The organism is Arthrobacter sp. MOO21 (assembly GCF_057369995.2).
The window spans coordinates 1,768,237-1,787,146 of record NZ_CM170671.2 but is presented as its reverse complement, the minus strand read 5'-3'; the positions used below and the strand labels follow the sequence as shown (position 1 = coordinate 1,787,146).

The window sequence follows — 18,910 nt, the reverse complement described above, 5'->3', positions numbered from 1 at the left end:
TTAGTTAATCCCTTCCTTAGCCGCGGCCAGCGCCGGAGTAAGGCAGCAGAGCAACTTCGCGGGCGTTCTTGATTGCCTGGGCGATCTTGCGCTGTTCCTGCACCGTAACGCCAGTGACGCGACGGGCGCGGATCTTGCCGCGGTCGGAGATGAACTTGCGCAGCAATGCTACGTCCTTGTAGTCGATGACAGTGATGTCAGCGGCCTTCAAGGGGTTGGACTTTGGTTTGGGCTTACGGAGTTCAGCCTTAGCCATCGTGGAGCTCCTATTCTAGGGAGCCCGTGGATATTGATCCACGGGATGGTGGTGGTCCGACGGCGGAAACCGCTTTGGGTGCGTTCAGCACCCCGGCAGTCCCGGCACCGGGCCTTTGTTTGGGTTTAGAAGGGAGGTTCGGAATCGGGGCCGTTGCCCCAGCCGCCTGCGTTGGACACCCCGGGCGTGGCCCAGGGATCGTCCTGTGCAGCCTGCTGGTTGCCGCCGCCCCAGCCTCCACCGGAGTTGCCACCCTGGTTGCCAGAGTTGCCGCCTCCGAAGCCACCGCCGCTGTTGCCGCCGCCGAAGCCACCCTGGCCCCCGCCGGAGCGCTGGGTGCGGTTGACCTTGGCGTTGGCGTAGCGCAGGCTCGGGCCGATCTCGTCGACCTCAAGCTCGATGACGGTGCGCTTTTCGCCTTCTTTTGTTTCGTAGGAACGGCTCTTCAGGCGGCCGGTTACGATGACCCGCATTCCCTTGGTGAGGGATTCGGCAACGTTCTCGGCTGCTTCACGCCACACCGCGGCGCGGAGGAACAGGGTTTCCCCGTCCTTCCACTCGTTGGACTGGCGATCAAAGGTGCGTGGAGTGGAAGCGATGGTGAAGTTCGCTACCGCGGAACCTGACGGTGTGAACCGCAATTCCGGGTCATTGGTGAGGTTACCGATGACCGTAATGGTGGTCTCGCCTGCCATCTACTGCCTCCTTGTTCGATCCTGGGTGAAGAGTGCGTGTCCTGCGGGGTAAAGAATGAAAGTGGATGCTGAATTACTCAGCAACAACCTTCTGCTCTTCGGGGCGGGTGATCTTGGTGCGCATGATGGTCTCGTTAAGAGACAGCTGGCGGTCAAGTTCCTTGGCGGTTTCCGGCTTGGCGGTGAAGTTCACCACGGCGTAGATACCTTCGGACTTCTTCTTGATGTCGTAAGCCAGACGGCGACGGCCCCAGATGTCAACCTTCTCGATGGTTCCACCATCGTTGGTGATGACGTTCAGGAACTTCTGAAGCGACGGCTCAACGGTACGCTCTTCGACCTCGGGGTCGATGATTACCATCAATTCGTAAGGACGCATATGTGAACCCACCTCCTTTGGGCTAAGCGGTTACGGCATTTCCGTAACAGGAGGTTCATTTGCGTGCCGGGCGGCGCCCCGTCCCGGAACGGGAGCTGGACGCAGCACAGACTTCACTATCTTAGTGCATGCCGCCCGGTTAGGCGATTCGCACTTGACTCAAGGCTAGCGGCGGAGGTATCTGCCCCGTCTCCCTGTCGCGGCCTATGTGGAAAACCCCGCAGCGGCCGACCCCGCAACTCCCTAGTGGTTGCGGACCCGAAAGACCCTATTGTCCCGGAGGAATCGGGGAGTCTAAGTTGGCCGTAAACGCGGGGCGGCTGGGGGCCTCCTGATCGATTCCCTCCTGCACGCAAGGTGGACAAGATGCCCAAAGCAAAGACCCCCGCAGCCGTCATTGCCCAATCCTTGGCCCTGGCAGTTGCCCTGCTCGTGAGCCTGATTGCGGCCGTCAGCAGCGCCCAGGCCGCCGAGAACTACGGATATCAGAGCATCAGTTACTCCGGTGTGGCCAACGCGCCTACCTCGGACAAGCCCCAGAGCAAGCTCTGGTGGAACGATGGCACGTGGTGGGCGGACATGTGGGCCACGGGAAGCGGTTGGCACATCTTCCGCCTCGACAGGGCAACCCACGCATGGGTGGATACCGGCATCCTCAACGACAACCGCAGCAACACGCTGGCGGACACGCTGTGGGACGGCAACAAGCTGTACATCGCCTCGCACGTTGTCACGGTATCGGGTGACTCGAGTACCAAGCCATCGGTCTCCGGCCAGCCCGCCAAGCTTTACCGGTACAGCTATGCTTCGGGCAAATACACGCTGGACTCCGGGTTTCCCACCACTATCACCAACAACAGCAGCGAGTCGATGACCATCGACAAGGACACCACGGGGGCAATCTGGGCCACGTGGACCCAGGTGTCGGGAAGCTCCACCTCCGGCTACACCAGCAGCGTCTACGTGAACGCATCCGCCCCGGGCGGTACCAGCTGGGGAACGCCCTTTGTCCTGCCCGTGGCGGATCCAAACCCGGCGCCTGATGATATCTCCGCCGTCGTCGCCTTCGGGAAAAACAAGATCGGGGTGATGTGGAGCGACCACAGTTCCAACGCCGTCTACTGGGCCACCCGCACCGACGGAACCTCCCCCACGGCGGCATCATCCTGGAACTTCCAGCCTGCGGTCCAGGGCAAGGGCCAGGCGGATGACCACTTGAACATCAAGGCCCTCATCGCCGACACGGCGGGACGTGTCTACGCCGCAGTGAAGACGAGCCTGAATGACATCTCGACCGACAAAACCCTTCCGGAGCTGCAACTGCTGGTGTTCAAGCCGGGGACGGGCTCCTTCACCAAGTCGACCATCGCCACCATTGCTGACTGCGTCACCCGGCCGCAAATACTGCTGGACACCGCAAACAACCTGGTCAGGGCGTTCTACACGGGACCGTCCACGTCCGTATCCGGCTGCGCGTATTCGGGCATACCAGGCAGTATCTACGAAAAGACTGCCTCCATGGACAACCCCGTCTTCGGCAGCGGCCGTGGAACCCCGGTCATCCAAGACGGGGCATCGGCCAACATGAACGATGTCACCACCACCAAACAGAGCGTAAACGCCACCACTGGCGTCGTGGTCATGGCCAGCAACAAGGCCACGCAACGTTACTGGTACTCGGACCGGCCGCTGGGAACGGCACCCTCGCCGTCGCCCTCCCCCTCCCCGTCCCCGTCACCCTCGCCGTCGCCGTCCCCCTCGCCCTCACCGTCTCCAACAGGGGCCATCAGCGTAGTGGGCTCGGCCAGTAACTATTCCGGCACTGCCACCACCATTACGCTGACCAAGCCTTCGGCAGCAGCCGCCGGCGACGTCCTGGTCGCATCCTTCACCGCAGACCAGAACCCCTCGATCAGTACTGCCCCCGCCGGGTGGACGGCAATCGTCAACGGGCTCAAGATCAGCACCGGAGCCAAGATGTTTTCGTACTACCACGTCGTCGGAACCGGTGATGGGTCCTCCTATTCCTGGACCACCAGCCCGTCGGTGAAGTGGGGCGGTGGCATCACGGCCTACCGCGGCGTCAACACCACCACCCCCCTGGACAGTGGCGTGGCAACCAAGGTGGACGCCACCTACTCGGCCACCAGCATCACAGTCCCTGGGATCACCACCGCGAGCAACGGCGCCCTCCTGATTGGCGGCGTGGGGTTCGACAGCGGCAACCCCGCCGCGACACCACCCAGCGGATGGACTGAACGCTACGAGGCTGCAGGCGGGCAGGTGGCAGAGCAGGCCGACAAGCCGCAGACCACCGCCGGTGCCAGTGGCACCGCCACGTGGACCCTTTCAAGCTCCAAGGGAGTCGGAGCCTGGCAGACGGCATTGAAACCCGCCAGTTGAGCAACCCGTAAAAACTCCATGCGGGCTGCGTTGCCACTACGGCGGCGTAGCGCGCACGTTCTTGTGAACCCTGCGGTCCAGCCCCTGGACCATTGCAGGTACCCGCAATTTCCACATTCTTCCCCCCGCACACCCACACGCGGACGGACCTGACGGAGCCACGTCCGTCACGGGCGGAATAGCTTGGCAGCGTACGGCAAAAGCGGCAAGCAGCAACGAGAGAAACCGCCGGAAAAGGGAGCAACCATGGCAAAAGAAGAGGTCCCGCAAACTGACTGGACCCTGCCAGGTCCCTTTACCGCGCCTGCCCGTCCGCAACATCAACCTCCAGGAGGGATAGCTCAGTTGAGTAACCAGGATATTGCCGCTGGCAACGAGGGATCCGGGGCCGGCCTTGGCCTGAGGGACTATGCCCGGATAGCCCGGACCTACTGGAAGTTCATCACCGTGGTGACCCTGGTCTTCACCGTGGCAGCAATGGCGTGGAGCTCCATGCGGCCCCGTGTTTATGCCGCCGAGGCCAGCGCCGTGGTGGTCGCATCCGGAACGGATAGTGTCAGCAGCCTCCTGGCCGGGGACACGCTCGCCAAGGCCAGGGCCAAAAACTACAAGTCCCTGGCTGAATCGCGGCTCGTTGCGGACAACGTCAGCGCTGCCACGGGGGTGAAGATGACGGGCGCCGAACTGCTGGACTCCGTCAGTGTCAATGTTCCCCGTGACACTGCCGAAATCCGAATCCACGCCGAGTCTCCCGACGCGACCACTGCGCAGAAAATCGCTGACGCCTGGGTCGCCGAGCTGGGCAAGCAGGTTCAAGAGAGGGAAAAGGCCTCTGCCACTGCGGCAGCAGCAGGCCAGCCCGCGCCTGCCGCGGTACCGCCGCTTTCCCTGGTTTCTTTGGACGCGGCCACCGTTCCCACGGCTCCCGTCTCTCCCGGCGTTGGCTTGTCCACGGTTTCCGGTGCGCTCATGGGCCTCCTTCTCGGCTACGTCTCCGCACTCCTGCGGCACCGCCTGGACCGGCGGGTCCGCACTGCAGCAGAGGTTGAGCAGCTCTTCGCCGTGCCGGTGATTGGGGCGCTTCCGGTCGATGCCGCGCTGCAAGGTGGCGACAAAGTGTTGGAGAGCCCGTCGCGCAAGCCCGGTGCATACGGGCAAAACCCCGCATTCGCTGAAGCACTGCGTGAACTGCGCACCAATTTGACCTTCCTCGACGTGGACAACCCGCCCCGGATCATCGTCGTCACGAGTTCTGTGAGCGGGGAAGGCAAATCAACCATCGCCGCCAACCTCGCGTCGGCCATGGCGGCAGCAGGCGAGGACGTCGTCGTCGTCGATGGAGACCTCAGGCACCCCAGCCTTGCCCGTATCTTCGGAGTGGTTCCGGGCATCGGCATCACTGACATACTGACCGGAAAAGCGCGGGTGGACGACGTTCTCCAGCAACGGAGCGACCTGCCCAACCTGCGGATCCTGGGAGCCGGCCGGATTCCGCCGAACCCGAGCGAGCTTCTGAGCTCGCGGTCAATGAAGCAGCTGATCGGTTCCCTGTCGGAGAGGGGCGTTGTCATTATTGACGCTCCCCCGCTGCTCCCGGTCACCGACGCCGTGCTCCTGGCACGCGTCGCGGACGGTGCCATTGTGGTGGTCAGGGCCGGCCGGACGACGAAGGAACAGCTCTCGAAGTCCCTTGGAAACCTTCGTAGGGTCAGTGCGGGCGTTCTCGGCACACTGCTGAACTGTATGCCGGCAAAAGAATTCGACGGTTACTCGTACTACACGCCGGAGCCGGAACCCGCCAATGCAGCCGTTCCCAAAGGTCCGGATGTTGCACCGCGTGCACGGCGGCGGGAGCTTCCTTCCCCCGTCTCCGAAGCGGGCGAAGACACCTTGAGCAGGAGTGGCTCTTCATCCTAGGCGGCACATCCCCTGTCCGCCCGCGATTCCCCCCGCTTCCGGCCGGCAGTACCGAACGCAGCAGCACTGTCTGACGAAACTTACGAAGGAGAACGAATGTCCAGGTCGGTTGTGGTCATCGGGACGCGCGGCTACCCGAGCTATTACGGTGGCTTTGAGACTGCCGTGCGGCGCTTGGCACCGTTTCTTGCCGACGCCGGATGGGACGTCAATGTGTACTGCCGGCCCGGCCAGACCAAAGACGAAGACGCCGACCGGGACCCACGCGTGCGAACCACGACCACTGTGGGGCTGGAGAGCAAGTCGCTGAGCACCCTCTCCTTCGGTTTGTCCTCGGTTCTTCACGCAGTCTGGCAGAAGCCCCAGGTTGCATTGGTGATGAACGTGGCCAATGGCTTTTTCCTTCCGCTCCTCAAGCTTCGGGGAATACCCACTGTGGTAAATGTGGATGGAATTGAATGGGAACGCGCCAAATGGAGCCGTTTCGCAAAGTTCGTATTCCGGCAGGGGGCGCGGCTGACGGCGCGTTACGGCACCATCCTGATCAGCGACTCGCGCGAAATCCAACGCCGCTGGAAACAAGACTTTGGCCGGGACAGCGTCTTCATTCCCTATGGAGCGAACCTCGAAAGTCCACGTGAAGTCGTGCCGGGCCTGCAACCGGATTCCTACGTGCTGATGGTTGCCCGGTTTGTTCCCGAAAACACTGTTTCCGAGTTCTTCCAGGCGGCCGAAGTCCTCGCCGAGCAGCATCCAGTGGTCATCGTCGGTTCCAGTGGCTACGGCGGAACGCTGGACGAAGCCGCACAACGCCTGGGCGAGCACGCCAACGTCCAGTGGCTTGGCCACGTCAGTGACGACCAGAAGCTCCTGTCGCTCTGGCACCATGCGGGCGTCTACTTCCATGGCCACAGCGTGGGGGGAACGAACCCGGCACTGGTCCAGGCGATGGCATGCGGGGCGCCCGTTGTAGCGCGGCATACCCCCTACAACGCCGAGGTCCTGACAACGGAGGAACACCTGGTGTCACCGGACCCCGCAGCCATTGAGCAGGCATTGCGCCGGATGTTGAACGACCAGGACTTGAGGGCCAAGGCCAGGGCAGCAAACAGGGAACGGGCGGCGGTGCACTACAACTGGGAAGATGTTTGCACGGGTTATGAACTGACGCTCCAGGAAGCGATCCTGGCCGGGAAGAGGAGCCGACGGGGGGCACGGAAGTGACCTTTGGACTCCGGACAAACGGAATTCAAGTTCCCCGCCCTGCCCCGGCCGGGTGTCCGCGGGTCATTGTGGTAAACCCGCTGGGTATGGCGCTCAGCCATTACACCGCTGCCTTGGTGCAGCATCTGTCTGATGCAGGAATTGAGTCAGAACAGCTTTCTGTTCTCGAGCCCTCACAATCCGGAAAAAGCCGGCTGCACTGGCTGGCAGCCTATTCGCGGCTGCTCATGTCCGCGGGGCGGCAGGCACGCAAGGCGCACGCGCCTGGGAAGGTCCTTCTCACGTGGCCGGTACTCGGTTTCCTGGATCTCCTGATGGTCAAGGCCCTGTGTGGCAGCTCGGGAATCGTCATCTATCACGACCCGCGGCCACTCGTCCGCTCGGTAGGCAGCAGCCGTGCTGTCGCCCGCGCGGTGCGGCTGGTCCGGAACCGGCCCGCCACCGTGGTGCACAGCAAGGAAGCAGCGAAGGCCATGGAGGACGTGGGACTGGGGGATGGCCTCACGGTGCTGCCCCATCCGATGTTTCCTGCCACCGCTGCGGCCGGCGAGCCCGCGCCCGTCCATGGGACAGACACCAGGCCGCGTGTCCGAGTACTCGGCCAGTACAAGGCTGACCGGGACGTTGGCCTGCTCGAGTCGTTGGCGGGCAGGCTTGGCTCGAAGTACCAGCTCGACGTGGTTGGCCGCGGCTGGCCGGACGTGAAGGGCTGGAACGTCGACGCGCGCTTCGTCTCCGAGGCGGAACTCGATGAACTTATTGCAACCAGTGGCGCCATACTCATCCCGTACAAGCGGTTCTACCAAAGCGGGATCGCCGTCCGGGCACTCGAACGGGCCGTTCCGATAGTGGGGCGGGCCGGGACGAGCCTGCGGGAACTGTACGGGCTGCAATCCCGTCTCCTGGTTCCGGAGGCCGGGGGCGCGCCAGGGACGGAGCCGGAAGTCGAAGCGTGGGCCTCCGCGATTGAACATGCCCTGGAACACGGAAGAACCGAAGCAGCGCTGGCCGCACAACGCTTCCACGAGGAGGCAACCAGGGGCTGGGCTTCCCTCGGCCCGCGCCCCTCTTCCCGATAGCCCGACCCTCCTTCGCGCGGTCCGGCTTCCTTCGCTACAGCCTGGCCTGATTCGCGCAGCCCGCTGCCTTCCAGTCGTGCTTCGTAGTCGTGGATAACCATCAAGGATTGTCCCCACCCATGGGTACGGCCAGGAAGCGAGCGGTAGGGCCAGGAGCGAGCTCTCCGACTTGATGTCCGTGAATTGGTGCCCGACGCGGCCTGGGCCGATGGATGGGTGGATTGCCGACTCCGGATCCGCTGTCTCCGGTTGTCCGGACCGGAACGCGACGTGCCGTTCGCGGCGCAGGAGGTGGGCGGTGGTGGAGCGGAATTTGCTGTGGGGAGGTTGCCCTACAGGTGCTGCAGTGCCTGGCCACCCGGGGCGCTGTACGACGGCGGCGCCTGCCGCGGCGTCCTGAGGCCGAGGACTGCGCCTGCGGCCAGCCAAAGAACCGGAGTCGACGCAATCGACGAGGCGGATTCGGACGAAGCCACGGCCAGGACGAAGGCAATCGTGAGCCAGACCGCAAGGCTCGCACCCCTCGGCACCCGGCGGAGCAGCTTCCAGATGCGGACAGTGAGCAGCAGTACCGCGATGATGATAGGCCAGCCCAGCCAGGCGAAATAAAGGCCCAGGAGGCTCTCGCTGCCCACGCCGGTGGACGCTCCTTCCAGTGCCGCCTGGTACCCGGTGGTGCCGAAGCCCAGCCCAAGGGGCGACTGCAGGCCCAGCATGAGGCCGGAGAACAGTCCGTCTGAGTGGCTCGCCGTATTGCCTTGCTCAACGAATGTCGAGAAGAGGTAGCCGCCAAGTCCGATGCCCACGAGCAGGCCGGCGTATTTGCCGATTCTTACCCAGATCAGATAGACCAGCGTCACTACGAGGAAGATCAGGATGCCGGCCCGGGCGTAGGCGAAGAAGAGGGACAAGCCAATTGCTGCCAACATGCCGATCCGGGCGAAACCACGGAGCTTCGCGACGGCGGCAAATGCTGCCAGCCCCAGCAGGAAGCCCATAACCGGCGGGTTCATGAAGGGGCCACCCGGGCGGAGGGCCGCTTCGCCATCAGAGACGCCATCCGCGAAATATGCGGGTGGAAGCCCCATCCTCATTCCTTTCGGGTTGCCGCCAACAACGTTCAGGTAGTACCAGGCGGGATCAATCAGCGGAGCCTGCTTGATCTCCTCTACGATGACCCACGCCACTGTCAGGGCGCCGAAAACCAGCAGCCAGCTGACCACCTTGGACCACTGGATGAGGTCCCGGTACACGTAGCCTGCGAAGACGAGCCCCAGGGGCATGAGTACCTGCCGCGCCTGGGCGATGCCGATTCCACTGTCCGGAGAACGCATGAACCCAATAGCGACGAACAGGACCAAAAGCAACAGCAGCCCAAGGGCCCTTTGCAGCCGCCTGTCCGAAGCGGTGAAAGCCCTGATGACGGCGGCCAGAACCAGGACGGCGACCGGAACGTCATCAACGTATTGGAAAGCACTCGAATGGGTGAGGCTGAGCAGGGGCGCCTGGGACCACCCTGCGGCGATCACCAGCCCGATAAGCACATGGTAGGAGCGCCCCAGGATCAGCGCGAGACTGATCAGTGCCAAGGCGACCACAAGGGAAAGCAATTGCACGGGTTGGTCGCTCCTCTGCTTATCGGTCATGACGCCCAGGTGGCTTCAAGAGGCCCGAAGCGGCCTGGCGTCGCGGCGAATGGTCCGCACTTTCACCGTAGGTGCACGGCGAGGCCGCCACTAGGCCAACCCCGGCCGGTTTGTGGGTATCCGCATGACGTCTGCGGACGGGCGGTCCCGCCATTGCAGGGAACTACAAGGACTGAAGATCCTTCCCGGTGCAGAGAGCGGCGGCGACTGCGTTCCTCCAGTACGCGACGAAAGGCGCAACAGCCTCGCGGGCATCACGTTCCCTGCGCAGCACCGCGATCTGGTTTCCAAGGCGGTCAAGGACGGCGGGGTCCGTAATGGTCTTGTATGCGGCTTCTGCAAGCGCCGGAACCGAGGCGGGTACCACCACGAGGCCCCCCGCCCTGGCGGCTTCCCCCAAAGTCCCGGCGTCAAAACCGATCACCGGAGTGCCATAGGCAAAGGCCCGGGAAACCACGCCCGATGCCGGCAGCATCTGCCCGTAAAAGCGGCTCGTCTTGTCGTAAGGCAGCAGGATGGCCCGCACGGATTCAAAAAAAGCGTCCTCCTGGGCACCCTCAACAGCACCAAGGATGGTAACTCCAGGCACGGGAGGAAGTTTCTCCGTTCCGCGGCCGGCAACAATGACTTCCACATCGCGGGGAATTCCGTGGCGCAGCTCAACGAGCCTTTCAAACCCTTTGCCCTTGGCTGCGTGGCCATAAAGTCCGACGGCGAGCGGCCGGTCCGGGAGCGGCGCAAGAGAAGGCCTGGGCGGGACGAAATGTACCGCGGGCATCACCGGAGAGCCCGGGAAAGTCTGCCGGAGCGCGCCGGCTCCGACCTCGCTGAGCGCGAAAAGGGCGGTGTTCCGCAGCAGCAGCCTTTCCAGCCATGCGCTGAGGGGACGAAGCGGCAGGTGAATTCCGTGCTGGAGAAGTTTGCTCTTCGCGACCGGCTTCAGCCGGAAGGGCCACCAGACCGCCCATGGGGGGTCGTGGACGGTTGCCGTGGTGATGACACTGACGCCGCGGCCGGCGAGGAGCCAAAAAGGAGCCAGCGACGCCGCGGACAACTCGAAGTGGAGTACCACCGGGCCGCGGGACAGGGACTTGCCTATCTCCGCGGAGAGCTGTTTCCGGTAGCGGAACAAATCAAGAATCCCGGCGCTGCCCGGGCCAAAGGTTCTGACCTCGCGATAGGAGGAAAACAGCGGGGCGGCAGCGGCGGCAAATTCCCCTGCATAATCTCCGACCCCGCCGGAATTCTCCTGCGGCGCGACAAGAATGAGGGTTGCCGGAATTGGCTCATTGTTATTTATGGGAACTGCGTCTGCTTTGTTCACGATTCTCCGCATACGCCAAAAGACGGTAATTTCGGGGGAAACTAATCCTGGTCAAGTTTATCCGGCGGCAGCGCGCACCGGCAGTGTGCGGGACCGGTTATGGGGAAAACCCCTAATCCCACAAACATTTCCCCGTCCGGGCCCCCGGGCCGCACATCGGCAGTAGTCTGCTGCAATGTGGCCACAGGAAGGCTCCGAACCATGACCAACGTCGCCGGTGGACTTGCCCGCGTCGGCTTCCGGGGAGCCGTCTGGCAAGGGCTCGCGCTCATCTCCGGCAAGGGCATCGTGCTCCTCACGACGATCGTGCTGGCGCGCCTCCTATCGCCGGAACAGTACGGCCTCGTGGCTGCGGCGCTGGTCCTCATGGCCTACATGGAGACCATCGCCGACGCCGGCGTGGCCCAGGCCCTGGTTTACCTGCCTGCCTCGGCGGTGGCGGCGCGCTCAGCGCTGCTCGTTTCGGTGGTTCTGGGTGCAGGCCTTGCGGTCCTGGCCATTATCGCTGCGCCCTGGATCGGCGGGCTGTTCCAGCTGCCCGACGTCGAACCCCTGGTGAGGGTGTTGGCCATCTCCCTGCTCGCCACCGCACTTGGGGCCGTCCCGGAAGCGCTGCTCCGGCGCGACCTGCAATTCAAGAAGCTGGCCGTGGCGCCCGTCTGCCGGGCACTGACCACAGGTGCCGTCAGCCTCACCCTCGCCTTCGCGGGTTATGGAGCTTTCTCCCTGGCAGCCGGCACTGCAAGCGGATCGGTTGCCTATGCTGCCACGTGTTGGTTCCTGATCCGGCGCGACGCCCCGTGGCAGCTCTGGCGGGTAGCGAAGGACGCGATCCGCGCCACCCTCAAGTTCGGCGTCCCGGTGGCCGGCAGCAATCTGCTGGCCCGGCTGATTTTCGACATCGACTACGTGATCATTGCCTCGGTACTGGGTGCACAGGCCCTTGGTTACTACACCCTGGCCTTCCGACTCCCTGAAGCGCTGATCATCAATGTCTTCTTTGTGCTTTCCACTGTCCTGTTTCCCCTCTATACGCAGGTGCAGGACCAGCCGGGACGCCTGCGTGAAGGCTACCTGAAGGGTGTGCGGATCCAGTCCCTCTACGGGATGACGTCCGGCGTTGGCCTCGCGGTCCTGGCACCGGTGATTGTCCCCCTGGTGTTTGGTTCAAAGTGGACTGACTCAGTGGTGCCGCTGGTGTTCCTGTCCCTGTATGCCGCGGCTCGCTCCCTGGGGGCCGGCGCCAACGACGTGTACAAGGCCATCGGCCGTCCGGGACTGTCCATCACCTTCTCCAGCGTCAGGTTGGCAGTGTTGGTGCCGGTCCTGATCCTGTCCACCCAGTGGGGCATCGTCGGCGTCGCATGTGCGCAGATGGCCACGGCAGTGCTGTTTGCCTTCGGCATGCAGGCGGTGGCGGCAAGGGTCCTGGGAATAGGAGCGCGGGCCCTGCTCCGCGCAATCCTGCCTGCGCTGGCGTGCAGCCTCGCGGTGGTCCTGGCGGGACTGGAAATCCTCCTGCTGCCCTACCTTGGCGGCCTGCCCACCGCCGCTTTGGTACTGGTCACCTCGGTGGCTGCCGTCTACCTCGTCCTGCGCCTGGGCTTTGCGTCACTCCACGACGAGCTGGTGGTCCTCCTCCGCCGTCGCTGACGGGGCCGCTGTTGGACCGGCGGCGCAAGGCCCAGAATTTTTACCAGGAATTCGGCAGGGATCAGCGCGGCGTCCAGGCCGTCACAGCGTGCCGCCAAAGCCAGAAGTCACGGTCAGCGGTGACTGCCGCCTGCAGGTGCCCGGGGTCGCCGCCGTACGTCCCCTCGCCGTTGAGCCGGTAGGCGAGAGTGGCCGCCGAACGCGCCCACGTGGCGATGACCAGGTAGGGAAGCAGCCCGGTGTCCACGTTCCGGAGCCTGAGGTGCTCCGTCACCGACGACACCGCCCATCCGCCGGGACTGAAGGCGTTGTTGAAGGCCTGGAGCTGGAGCTGGCGTGATGACAACGCCTGCTCCCGCGACTGGCCGACGTACTGCAAATAGAAGATCAGGTCATGGGCCGGCAACCCGTCGATGCGGGAACGCTCCCAGTCAACAACCTGAAGGCGGCCGTCGGGCTGGAGAAACAAGTTCTGGTAGCTGAGGTCGCCGTGTTCCACCACGGCCGGAAGCTGCTCCGCCCGCAATGGCGCCAACGCCTGGTGTGTGAGGTCGACGAGGGCGGCCACTTCCGTCTGCCCCGGGAACAGCGAGGCAAGCGCAGCCAAGGGACGGCCTACCGTGCGCTCGTACCAATCCGGGTTTTCCGCGACCGGCCTGGTGCAGGGCAAGCCGGCGACGAAATCCATCCCGGCCTGTACTGCCCTGGCGAAGTCTTCCACAACCCTCCGGGGCTCCAACAGATCGCCGCCGACGGCCGTTTCGATGAGCACTGTCTGTCCGCCGACGTCCAGCACCCCGACTACTTCCGGAGCACCTTGCCCCGACCCCACGCCCAAGGACTTGAGCTCAAGGAGCACGTCAGCCTCTTTCCGTACGCTGGCGTTGTCCCCGGGTTGGCGGGGGACTTTGACTACCAGCGTCGGGCGGGCCGCACCTTCAGCAAAGACCAGCGCCACAACGTGCCGTGACGTGACGAACTGCGGTGTCAGCAGGAGGGTGGTCCACTTCCGGGGAACGCCGAACCGGGCAAGCCCAAGATCCCCGTAATGGTCGGCAAGCAGCTGGTCAATGTAGTTCACACGGAGTCCTTCCCGGGGGCTGCCTCCGGCCACCGACCGATTACCGTTCCGGCTGGAGCGGCGACATCGAACAGTCCCAGGGTCAATGCCAGGCCGGCCACTGCAGCTTTGGCCTTGCCAAAACGGGCGCCCGAGTAATGGGCCAAGGTATCCCGGACGGCGGCCACTGACGCCGTGGGCACCAGGCGTTCCGGTCCTTCGAACCTGGGCACATGCCAATAGACGGCCACGTCTTCAAAACCCAGTTTCTCCATGGCCCGCTTCCACCCCGCAAGGGTACGCGGGCCGGAACGTGTTCCGAACGAGCGCTGCACCTGCACGCACACCCATCCGTTGGGGCGCAGGGAGGCCGCGGCCACTTCGACCAGGGCGAGGTCCGGCCGGGACAGCAGCACGGTATCGAGATCGGGCACCGCCGCCGGCTCTTTGCCGGCTTCGATGCTGCGGGCGGCAGGATCCAGCAGGCTGATGGCTGCTACTGCCTCGGGGCTGATCCTGCCGCCGTAACCAACTTTCCCTGTTTTGCCCTGGGGAAGCAGGAAGCGCCAGTCCATCAGCATCCACTGGTGCAGGGGAATGGGGTCGGGGTCTGCCGGCCCCGCCGTCTTTTCGCCGCTTACTACCTTCCAGAGAAGTTCGGACGCCTTGCGTCGAACCTGGGATTCGGACTCACTGGCATCGATGATGCGCGCCGCGGGAAGGTGTGCTGCCAGCTCCAGGTAGGCGTTCCGCCACTCCTCGAGTACCCCGGGGCTGTGTTCGCCTTTGCGTGCGTACATCACCTCGCCGGGCACATCAAGCACCAGGACAAGGTCCGGCCGCGGTTGGACGTACAGCGCCAGGCCATCTGAGAGCCTCCGCAGCCGGCTCTTCGCCTGCCCGCCGCCAAGCATCCCGTCCTGGGCCAGCCGGTCCAGGAGCACCAGCCTCCCCCGCAGGGACTGGTACCTCGCCGTGAATCCCCCTCGAAGGATGCGGAACACCTTCCTGCCGAGGATGCCGCCCGGGACCTTTGCGATCCACTGGTCGGAAGGGCTGCTGGCCCAGAGGCCCATGTAGACGTATGACGAGGGCAGCGGGCAATGGGAGCGCAGGCCGTGGAGCAGCGTCGTTTTGCCGGCTCCATCCGGGGCAAGGACCCCGATGACAGGCCCCGCCCCCTGGAGCCGCGGGCCAACACGCCGCAGGGCATGGTGGGCCAGGGCGACCAGCCTGGGCGGGCGCGCACTCCCCCGCCACCGGGACTTCATCCCCGCGGCGATTGCAGGCACCTCATGGAACCTGCCGGACTGCAACACATCCAGAAGGGCTGCGGCGGTTCCTTTCCCCAGTTTGCGGTCCACAAAGGCCGCCACAGGGTCCGTGGCCGATGCCAGGACGCGGGCGGCCCTCGCAGCTTCCACTCTTCCGGGGGCTATTTCGCCCTTGTCCAGGACCAGGTGCAGGATGTGGAGCCAGGCCTGGTCAGCGGGGTCCGGCAGCCACAAGGGACCCAGACGGACCCTCCGCCGCAGGCAACCCTCCGCAAGCCCCGTGCCAAGTTCCTGGAACCGCCCGAAACTGATGTCCGAAACAATGTCGAGCTTGAGCCAAAGATCGTCGCCGGGAAAGTACCGGAAGTAGAAGCGGTGGCTGCCGTGGCCCAAGGCCCGGACGCGGCGGAACCCCACGCCGTCAAGAAGGTCGTCCAGGCCGCGCACCATTTCCCGGGGAACAAGGATGTCCACGTCCCCTGCAGGGCGGAGCAAATCATTCTCGCCCCTCAGCACCACCCATGGCAGGCCGGTGCTTTCCAAAGCCGCCAGCGCTGCTTCCAGGCCGCGGTGCACCTTCGGGATGGGCCGGCCATCCTGGACCGGCCGACGTCCGCCATTCAATTCCGCCTTGGTAAATGAGGCCGGCAGGTGGGGAGACACTGACAATTTACTCACCCTTCATGACAGTCCGAAACACGGAAACACGCAGGTGTCCCGCCGGCGCAGCGGCCGTTCCGGGAGACTATGCCCACGCTGCTCCAGTATCACGAGTAGAAGGTACTCACTTTTTCGGCAGGTGGGTTCCCGCACTACGCAGGTAAGGGGCCTCCCGGCGGCAATCAGGGCTGGCACGGGGATGTGCGCATGCAGCAAACCATTAGGTAGGGGAGTGCGGGAACAGCGGGGCTTAGGTAGGTAGGGGCATGCCCCGGCATCTTGAGCAAAAGCGGGGGCGATCTTGAGCAAATCCAAAGCAGGATCGTATGGCGCGGCTTTCATTTTCGCGGCTATATTCTCATCTACGGCTGGGTACCGTGCCCGAGGCAGTACGCTGAGGGCCCCCGCCCTGAAGGTTATTCACCTGACTTCCAGGACGGTGAGCTCGCTTTTTAAAACGGGCTGTGTCGAAAACTACAACCGAAAGAATGCCGGTCTCCTTCTTCGAGAATTGGGGACCCATGTCTTTATTAGGCCGAAACAAGGAATTGGATCGGGTCCTGTCCGTAATCCGCGGACCCAAGGACGCCGCCTTGGCAGTCACCGGCGGACATGGGGTGGGGAAGTCCGCGTTGCTTTCAGAAATTCCCACACTCTCCGAATACCGGACGGTCTTCCTGGGAGCCACCGCATTCGAATCGGACTGGCCCCTGTCCGGATTGACCGCCCTCCTCAACGCCATGGACGATCCCGTACTCAACAGGATTTCGGATGAGCTGCTGCGCGACGCGGCCGGAACCCTGGATGTGCCGGCGATCTCCTCACTGCTCCTCAACGGCCTGCACCAGCGCTCATCCGCCCGGACCGTCATCGTGATCGACGACGCCGACCAGCTGGATCCGTGCAGCCAGGCGGTCATCGGATTCCTTGCCCGCCGCCTGGCGGGAACCGACATCGCCTTGGTCGTTTGCCTGCGCGATGATAACCCGGCCAGTCCGTTCAGCGGCCTGCCCGTGCTGTGCCTTCAGCCGCTGAACTACAGCGATACCGTAAGGATGTTGGAGGCCATCCCCACCAAGCAGGCAACGACTGCTGTTGCACACGCCGTAGCCGCCGCCAGCCGCGGAAACCCGCTCGCCGCCGTCGAACTCCACAGCCGGCTCCTGGAGCGGCACGCGGAGGGCAAATTCGCGCTCCCGGTCCCGTTGCCCTGCAAGGGCAGCTTTGAGGCGGAATTCGCCTTGCTTGTCGGCGGACTCAGCGCACCCGCCCGTCACCTCCTGGACATCCTGTCCCTTTCGTACCGGAGCGACATCCCCAGCCTCGAAAAGGTCATGCCGGACGTCTGGGCAGGCCTGGACGAACTGCTGACCCGCGGGATAGTCCGCCGGACGGGCCCGTATGTCGGAATCCGGGACCAGCTGCTGCGGGGCTACATTTTTGCCTCCATGACGCCGGCCGTCCGGACGGCCAGCCACCGCGCCTTGGCGGAAGCCTCGGCAGACACCGATCCCTACGCCCGCAGGTGGCACCTCAGTTTCACGGCGTTGGAACGCCAGACACCCTTCGGCCTGCTTCGCCACGCCGTGGACCTGATACGGGGCGGCGAGGTGGCTTTCGCCGTCGAATACGTGGAACGTGCATTGAGCATCAATCCCTGGGAGGCGGAAACGGCAGCCCGGCTGGCCACCGTAGCTGAGCTGCTGTTCAACCGCGGGGAGTTCGTCTACGCCAGGCGCTACCTGGAGTGGGCCCAACGGATTACCCGGAACCCCGCCCTGATCCTGAGGCTGACGGGCCTCTCCTTTGAGATCGACTTCATTCAAGGGGCTGCAGTGCGTTCAAGCATGGTGCTGCGCCTGGTGAAGGAATTCGGCCAACACGACCCGTCCTTCGCCGCGAACCTCCTGGCAGTCGCTGCCATCTACTATGCCGAGCGGTGGGAACTGGCCGACGCACGCGAACTGCTTGGCTATGCCAAAAACTTCCAGGATTCCGCATCCGCGGCCTGCCTGGAGATCGAAGGACAGGCGGAGCTGCTGACCGAATGCATCAGCGGCAGCAGCGAACACCTGGGCCGCAAGCACAACCCGGAAGGCGAAAGCAGCCTTGCCGCACTCCTGGTCCAGGGCCGGGCACTCAGCTACGCGGAGCGCTATGACCACGCACAGGAAATCTTTGCCCGGGTCCGTGCCTCCCAGGAATCCGCGCATGCCAACTGGCGGGAAACCGCACTGTTCCTGGCGGCGGACAACGAGATCAGGGCCGGAAACATCAGGGCAGCAGTCAAGCTGATCGATGAACTGGAGGTCCGCGAACCACAGCTTAAGTACCTGCGCGGCATGCGGCATGTCTTCCGCGTCTGGAAGGCGCACGCGCTGGGCGACGAGGCCCTGGCCCACACGTATGCGGCCGAGGCCCAACGCCACGCCGGCGCGGACAGCCACCCCGCAGTCACGGCGCAGCTTGCGGCATGGCAGGGCCACTTCGCCCTGCTCCGGGGCGATCTCGCCGAGTCGCTTGCCCAACTGTCGCGGGCAGCCGAAATTGGCCTGCGCTTCAGCAGTCCCACGCTGCTGCGGTGCGACGCGGACCTCGTCGAAGTACTGGTCCGGCTGGGACGCCACCGCGAGGCCACGCAGGCACTGGTGAACCTCGAGAGCCGCTCCGTGGGCCTGCGGTCCCCGTGGCTGATGGCTGCGGTTGCCCGCAGCCGCGCGATCCTTGCCGACGGGGAGCAATCACTGCAGCTGTTCGCCCAGGCACTGGAGGGACGGAATGCACGCGATTCCCTGCTGGAGCGGGCCAGGACCATGCTGGCCTACGCAGAACGGCTGAAGGCCCTGGGCCGGCTGCGGGATGCCCGCGACGGGATGTTGCGGGCGAAGGTCATGTTCGACGAGATCGGCGCTGACGCGTGGGTCCAGCAGGTGGATGCCTTGCTGCTCGATGAAAGGGTGGAGGCCCCAAGCCAGCAGGGGAACCCTGCCCTGCTGCTCCTCGCCGACCATGAACGCGTGCTGGCGAAAATGGTTGCCCGCGGAATGCGGAACAAAGAAATCGCGGCCACGCTCTTCGTTTCGGTGCGGACCGTGGAAGTACGGCTGACGGCCATTTACCGCAAACTCGGAGTTGAATCGCGGGCCCAGCTGACGGCCCTCGCGGCGAGCAAGGCAAAACCCGTCATGGAGCCGTACGTACTGCCTGTTCTCTGAGTGCAGCCGCAGCTTCTGGTGCAATCCGCATTTTCCACAATGTTCCTTGGCGGGGCCCACAAGCCGGCCGCCGAAACACTGCTCACCTTGTTTTCCGTAGCTAGTTTTGACTCACAGTCACAAGA

Annotated in this window: 13 protein-coding genes; 6 read left to right on the top strand and 7 right to left on the bottom strand. The window is 64.3% G+C overall.

The features are described from left to right. Nucleotides 1-16: 16 nt before the first annotated feature. From rpsR to rpsF, 3 genes are all read right to left on the bottom strand, one after another. Nucleotides 17-256 (bottom strand): 30S ribosomal protein S18, encoded by a 240-nt coding sequence (rpsR, locus tag AC2JAJ_RS08220; protein ID WP_003800144.1) that lies wholly within the window; start codon nt 254-256, stop codon nt 17-19. A 125-nt stretch (nt 257-381) separates the two neighbouring features. After that, nucleotides 382-951: a single-stranded DNA-binding protein gene (locus AC2JAJ_RS08215; RefSeq protein ID WP_221384391.1), complete on the bottom strand. Its 570-nt coding sequence runs from the start codon at nt 949-951 to the stop codon at nt 382-384. A 73-nt stretch (nt 952-1,024) separates the two neighbouring features. Continuing rightward, nucleotides 1,025-1,330: a 30S ribosomal protein S6 gene (rpsF, locus tag AC2JAJ_RS08210; protein ID WP_015939036.1), complete on the bottom strand. Its 306-nt coding sequence runs from the start codon at nt 1,328-1,330 to the stop codon at nt 1,025-1,027. A 366-nt stretch (nt 1,331-1,696) separates the two neighbouring features. On the opposite strand from rpsF, the gene AC2JAJ_RS08205 reads away from it, so the two are divergent. The 4 genes from AC2JAJ_RS08205 (at nt 1,697) to AC2JAJ_RS08190 (ending at nt 7,953) form a co-directional block, all read left to right on the top strand. Then, a complete protein-coding gene (locus tag AC2JAJ_RS08205) occupies nt 1,697-3,733 on the top strand; it encodes a hypothetical protein (RefSeq protein WP_486416224.1) in 2,037 nt (678 codons plus the stop codon). 345 nt (nt 3,734-4,078) lie between these two features. After that, a complete protein-coding gene (locus AC2JAJ_RS08200) occupies nt 4,079-5,650 on the top strand; it encodes a tyrosine-protein kinase domain-containing protein (RefSeq protein WP_486416225.1) in 1,572 nt (523 codons plus the stop codon). 96 nt (nt 5,651-5,746) lie between these two features. After that, complete coding sequence (locus tag AC2JAJ_RS08195) at nt 5,747-6,874, top strand: glycosyltransferase (RefSeq protein ID WP_486416226.1); 1,128 nt, start codon at nt 5,747-5,749, stop codon at nt 6,872-6,874. Nucleotides 6,875-7,188: 314 nt separating this feature from the next. Next, a complete protein-coding gene (locus tag AC2JAJ_RS08190; RefSeq protein ID WP_486416227.1) occupies nt 7,189-7,953 on the top strand; it encodes a glycosyltransferase family protein in 765 nt (254 codons plus the stop codon). A 332-nt stretch (nt 7,954-8,285) separates the two neighbouring features. On the opposite strand, the gene AC2JAJ_RS08185 is transcribed toward AC2JAJ_RS08190, so the two are convergent. Further along, nucleotides 8,286-9,569 (bottom strand): hypothetical protein, encoded by a 1,284-nt coding sequence (locus AC2JAJ_RS08185; RefSeq protein WP_486416228.1) that lies wholly within the window; start codon nt 9,567-9,569, stop codon nt 8,286-8,288. A gap of 193 nt (nt 9,570-9,762) precedes the next feature. After that, complete coding sequence (locus AC2JAJ_RS08180) at nt 9,763-10,923, bottom strand: glycosyltransferase family 4 protein (RefSeq protein ID WP_486416229.1); 1,161 nt, start codon at nt 10,921-10,923, stop codon at nt 9,763-9,765. A 201-nt stretch (nt 10,924-11,124) separates the two neighbouring features. On the opposite strand from AC2JAJ_RS08180, the gene AC2JAJ_RS08175 reads away from it, so the two are divergent. Next, the gene (locus AC2JAJ_RS08175; protein WP_486416230.1) at nt 11,125-12,576 is read left to right on the top strand and encodes a lipopolysaccharide biosynthesis protein; all 1,452 of its coding nucleotides are present in this window, start codon (nt 11,125-11,127) and stop codon (nt 12,574-12,576) included. A gap of 61 nt (nt 12,577-12,637) precedes the next feature. Here AC2JAJ_RS08175 and AC2JAJ_RS08170 read toward each other — a convergent pair whose 3' ends face one another. Next, complete coding sequence (locus tag AC2JAJ_RS08170; RefSeq protein WP_486416231.1) at nt 12,638-13,657, bottom strand: aminoglycoside phosphotransferase family protein; 1,020 nt, start codon at nt 13,655-13,657, stop codon at nt 12,638-12,640. Then, the gene (locus AC2JAJ_RS08165) at nt 13,654-15,534 is read right to left on the bottom strand and encodes a hypothetical protein (protein WP_501053444.1); all 1,881 of its coding nucleotides are present in this window, start codon (nt 15,532-15,534) and stop codon (nt 13,654-13,656) included. Before AC2JAJ_RS08165 ends, AC2JAJ_RS08170 begins: the two co-directional genes overlap by 4 nt. A gap of 524 nt (nt 15,535-16,058) precedes the next feature. On the opposite strand from AC2JAJ_RS08165, the gene AC2JAJ_RS08160 reads away from it, so the two are divergent. Continuing rightward, nucleotides 16,059-18,785, top strand: a complete 2,727-nt coding sequence (locus AC2JAJ_RS08160) for a LuxR C-terminal-related transcriptional regulator (RefSeq protein ID WP_501053443.1) — start codon at nt 16,059-16,061, stop codon at nt 18,783-18,785. Nucleotides 18,786-18,910 lie beyond the last annotated feature (125 nt).

What these genes read in the sequence shown, in the direction of transcription:
- AC2JAJ_RS08175 (WP_486416230.1), top strand. Translation starts at nt 11,125, where the DNA reads ATGACCAACGTCGCCGGTGGACTTGCCCGCGTCGGCTTCCGGGGAGCC.
- AC2JAJ_RS08160 (WP_501053443.1), top strand. Translation starts at nt 16,059, where the DNA reads ATGCCGGTCTCCTTCTTCGAGAATTGGGGACCCATGTCTTTATTAGGC.
- rpsR (WP_003800144.1), bottom strand. Translation starts at nt 256, where the DNA reads ATGGCTAAGGCTGAACTCCGTAAGCCCAAACCAAAGTCCAACCCCTTG.
- AC2JAJ_RS08195 (WP_486416226.1), top strand. Translation starts at nt 5,747, where the DNA reads ATGTCCAGGTCGGTTGTGGTCATCGGGACGCGCGGCTACCCGAGCTAT.
- AC2JAJ_RS08215 (WP_221384391.1), bottom strand. Translation starts at nt 951, where the DNA reads ATGGCAGGCGAGACCACCATTACGGTCATCGGTAACCTCACCAATGAC.
- AC2JAJ_RS08190 (WP_486416227.1), top strand. Translation starts at nt 7,189, where the DNA reads ATGGTCAAGGCCCTGTGTGGCAGCTCGGGAATCGTCATCTATCACGAC.
- AC2JAJ_RS08205 (WP_486416224.1), top strand. Translation starts at nt 1,697, where the DNA reads ATGCCCAAAGCAAAGACCCCCGCAGCCGTCATTGCCCAATCCTTGGCC.
- rpsF (WP_015939036.1), bottom strand. Translation starts at nt 1,330, where the DNA reads ATGCGTCCTTACGAATTGATGGTAATCATCGACCCCGAGGTCGAAGAG.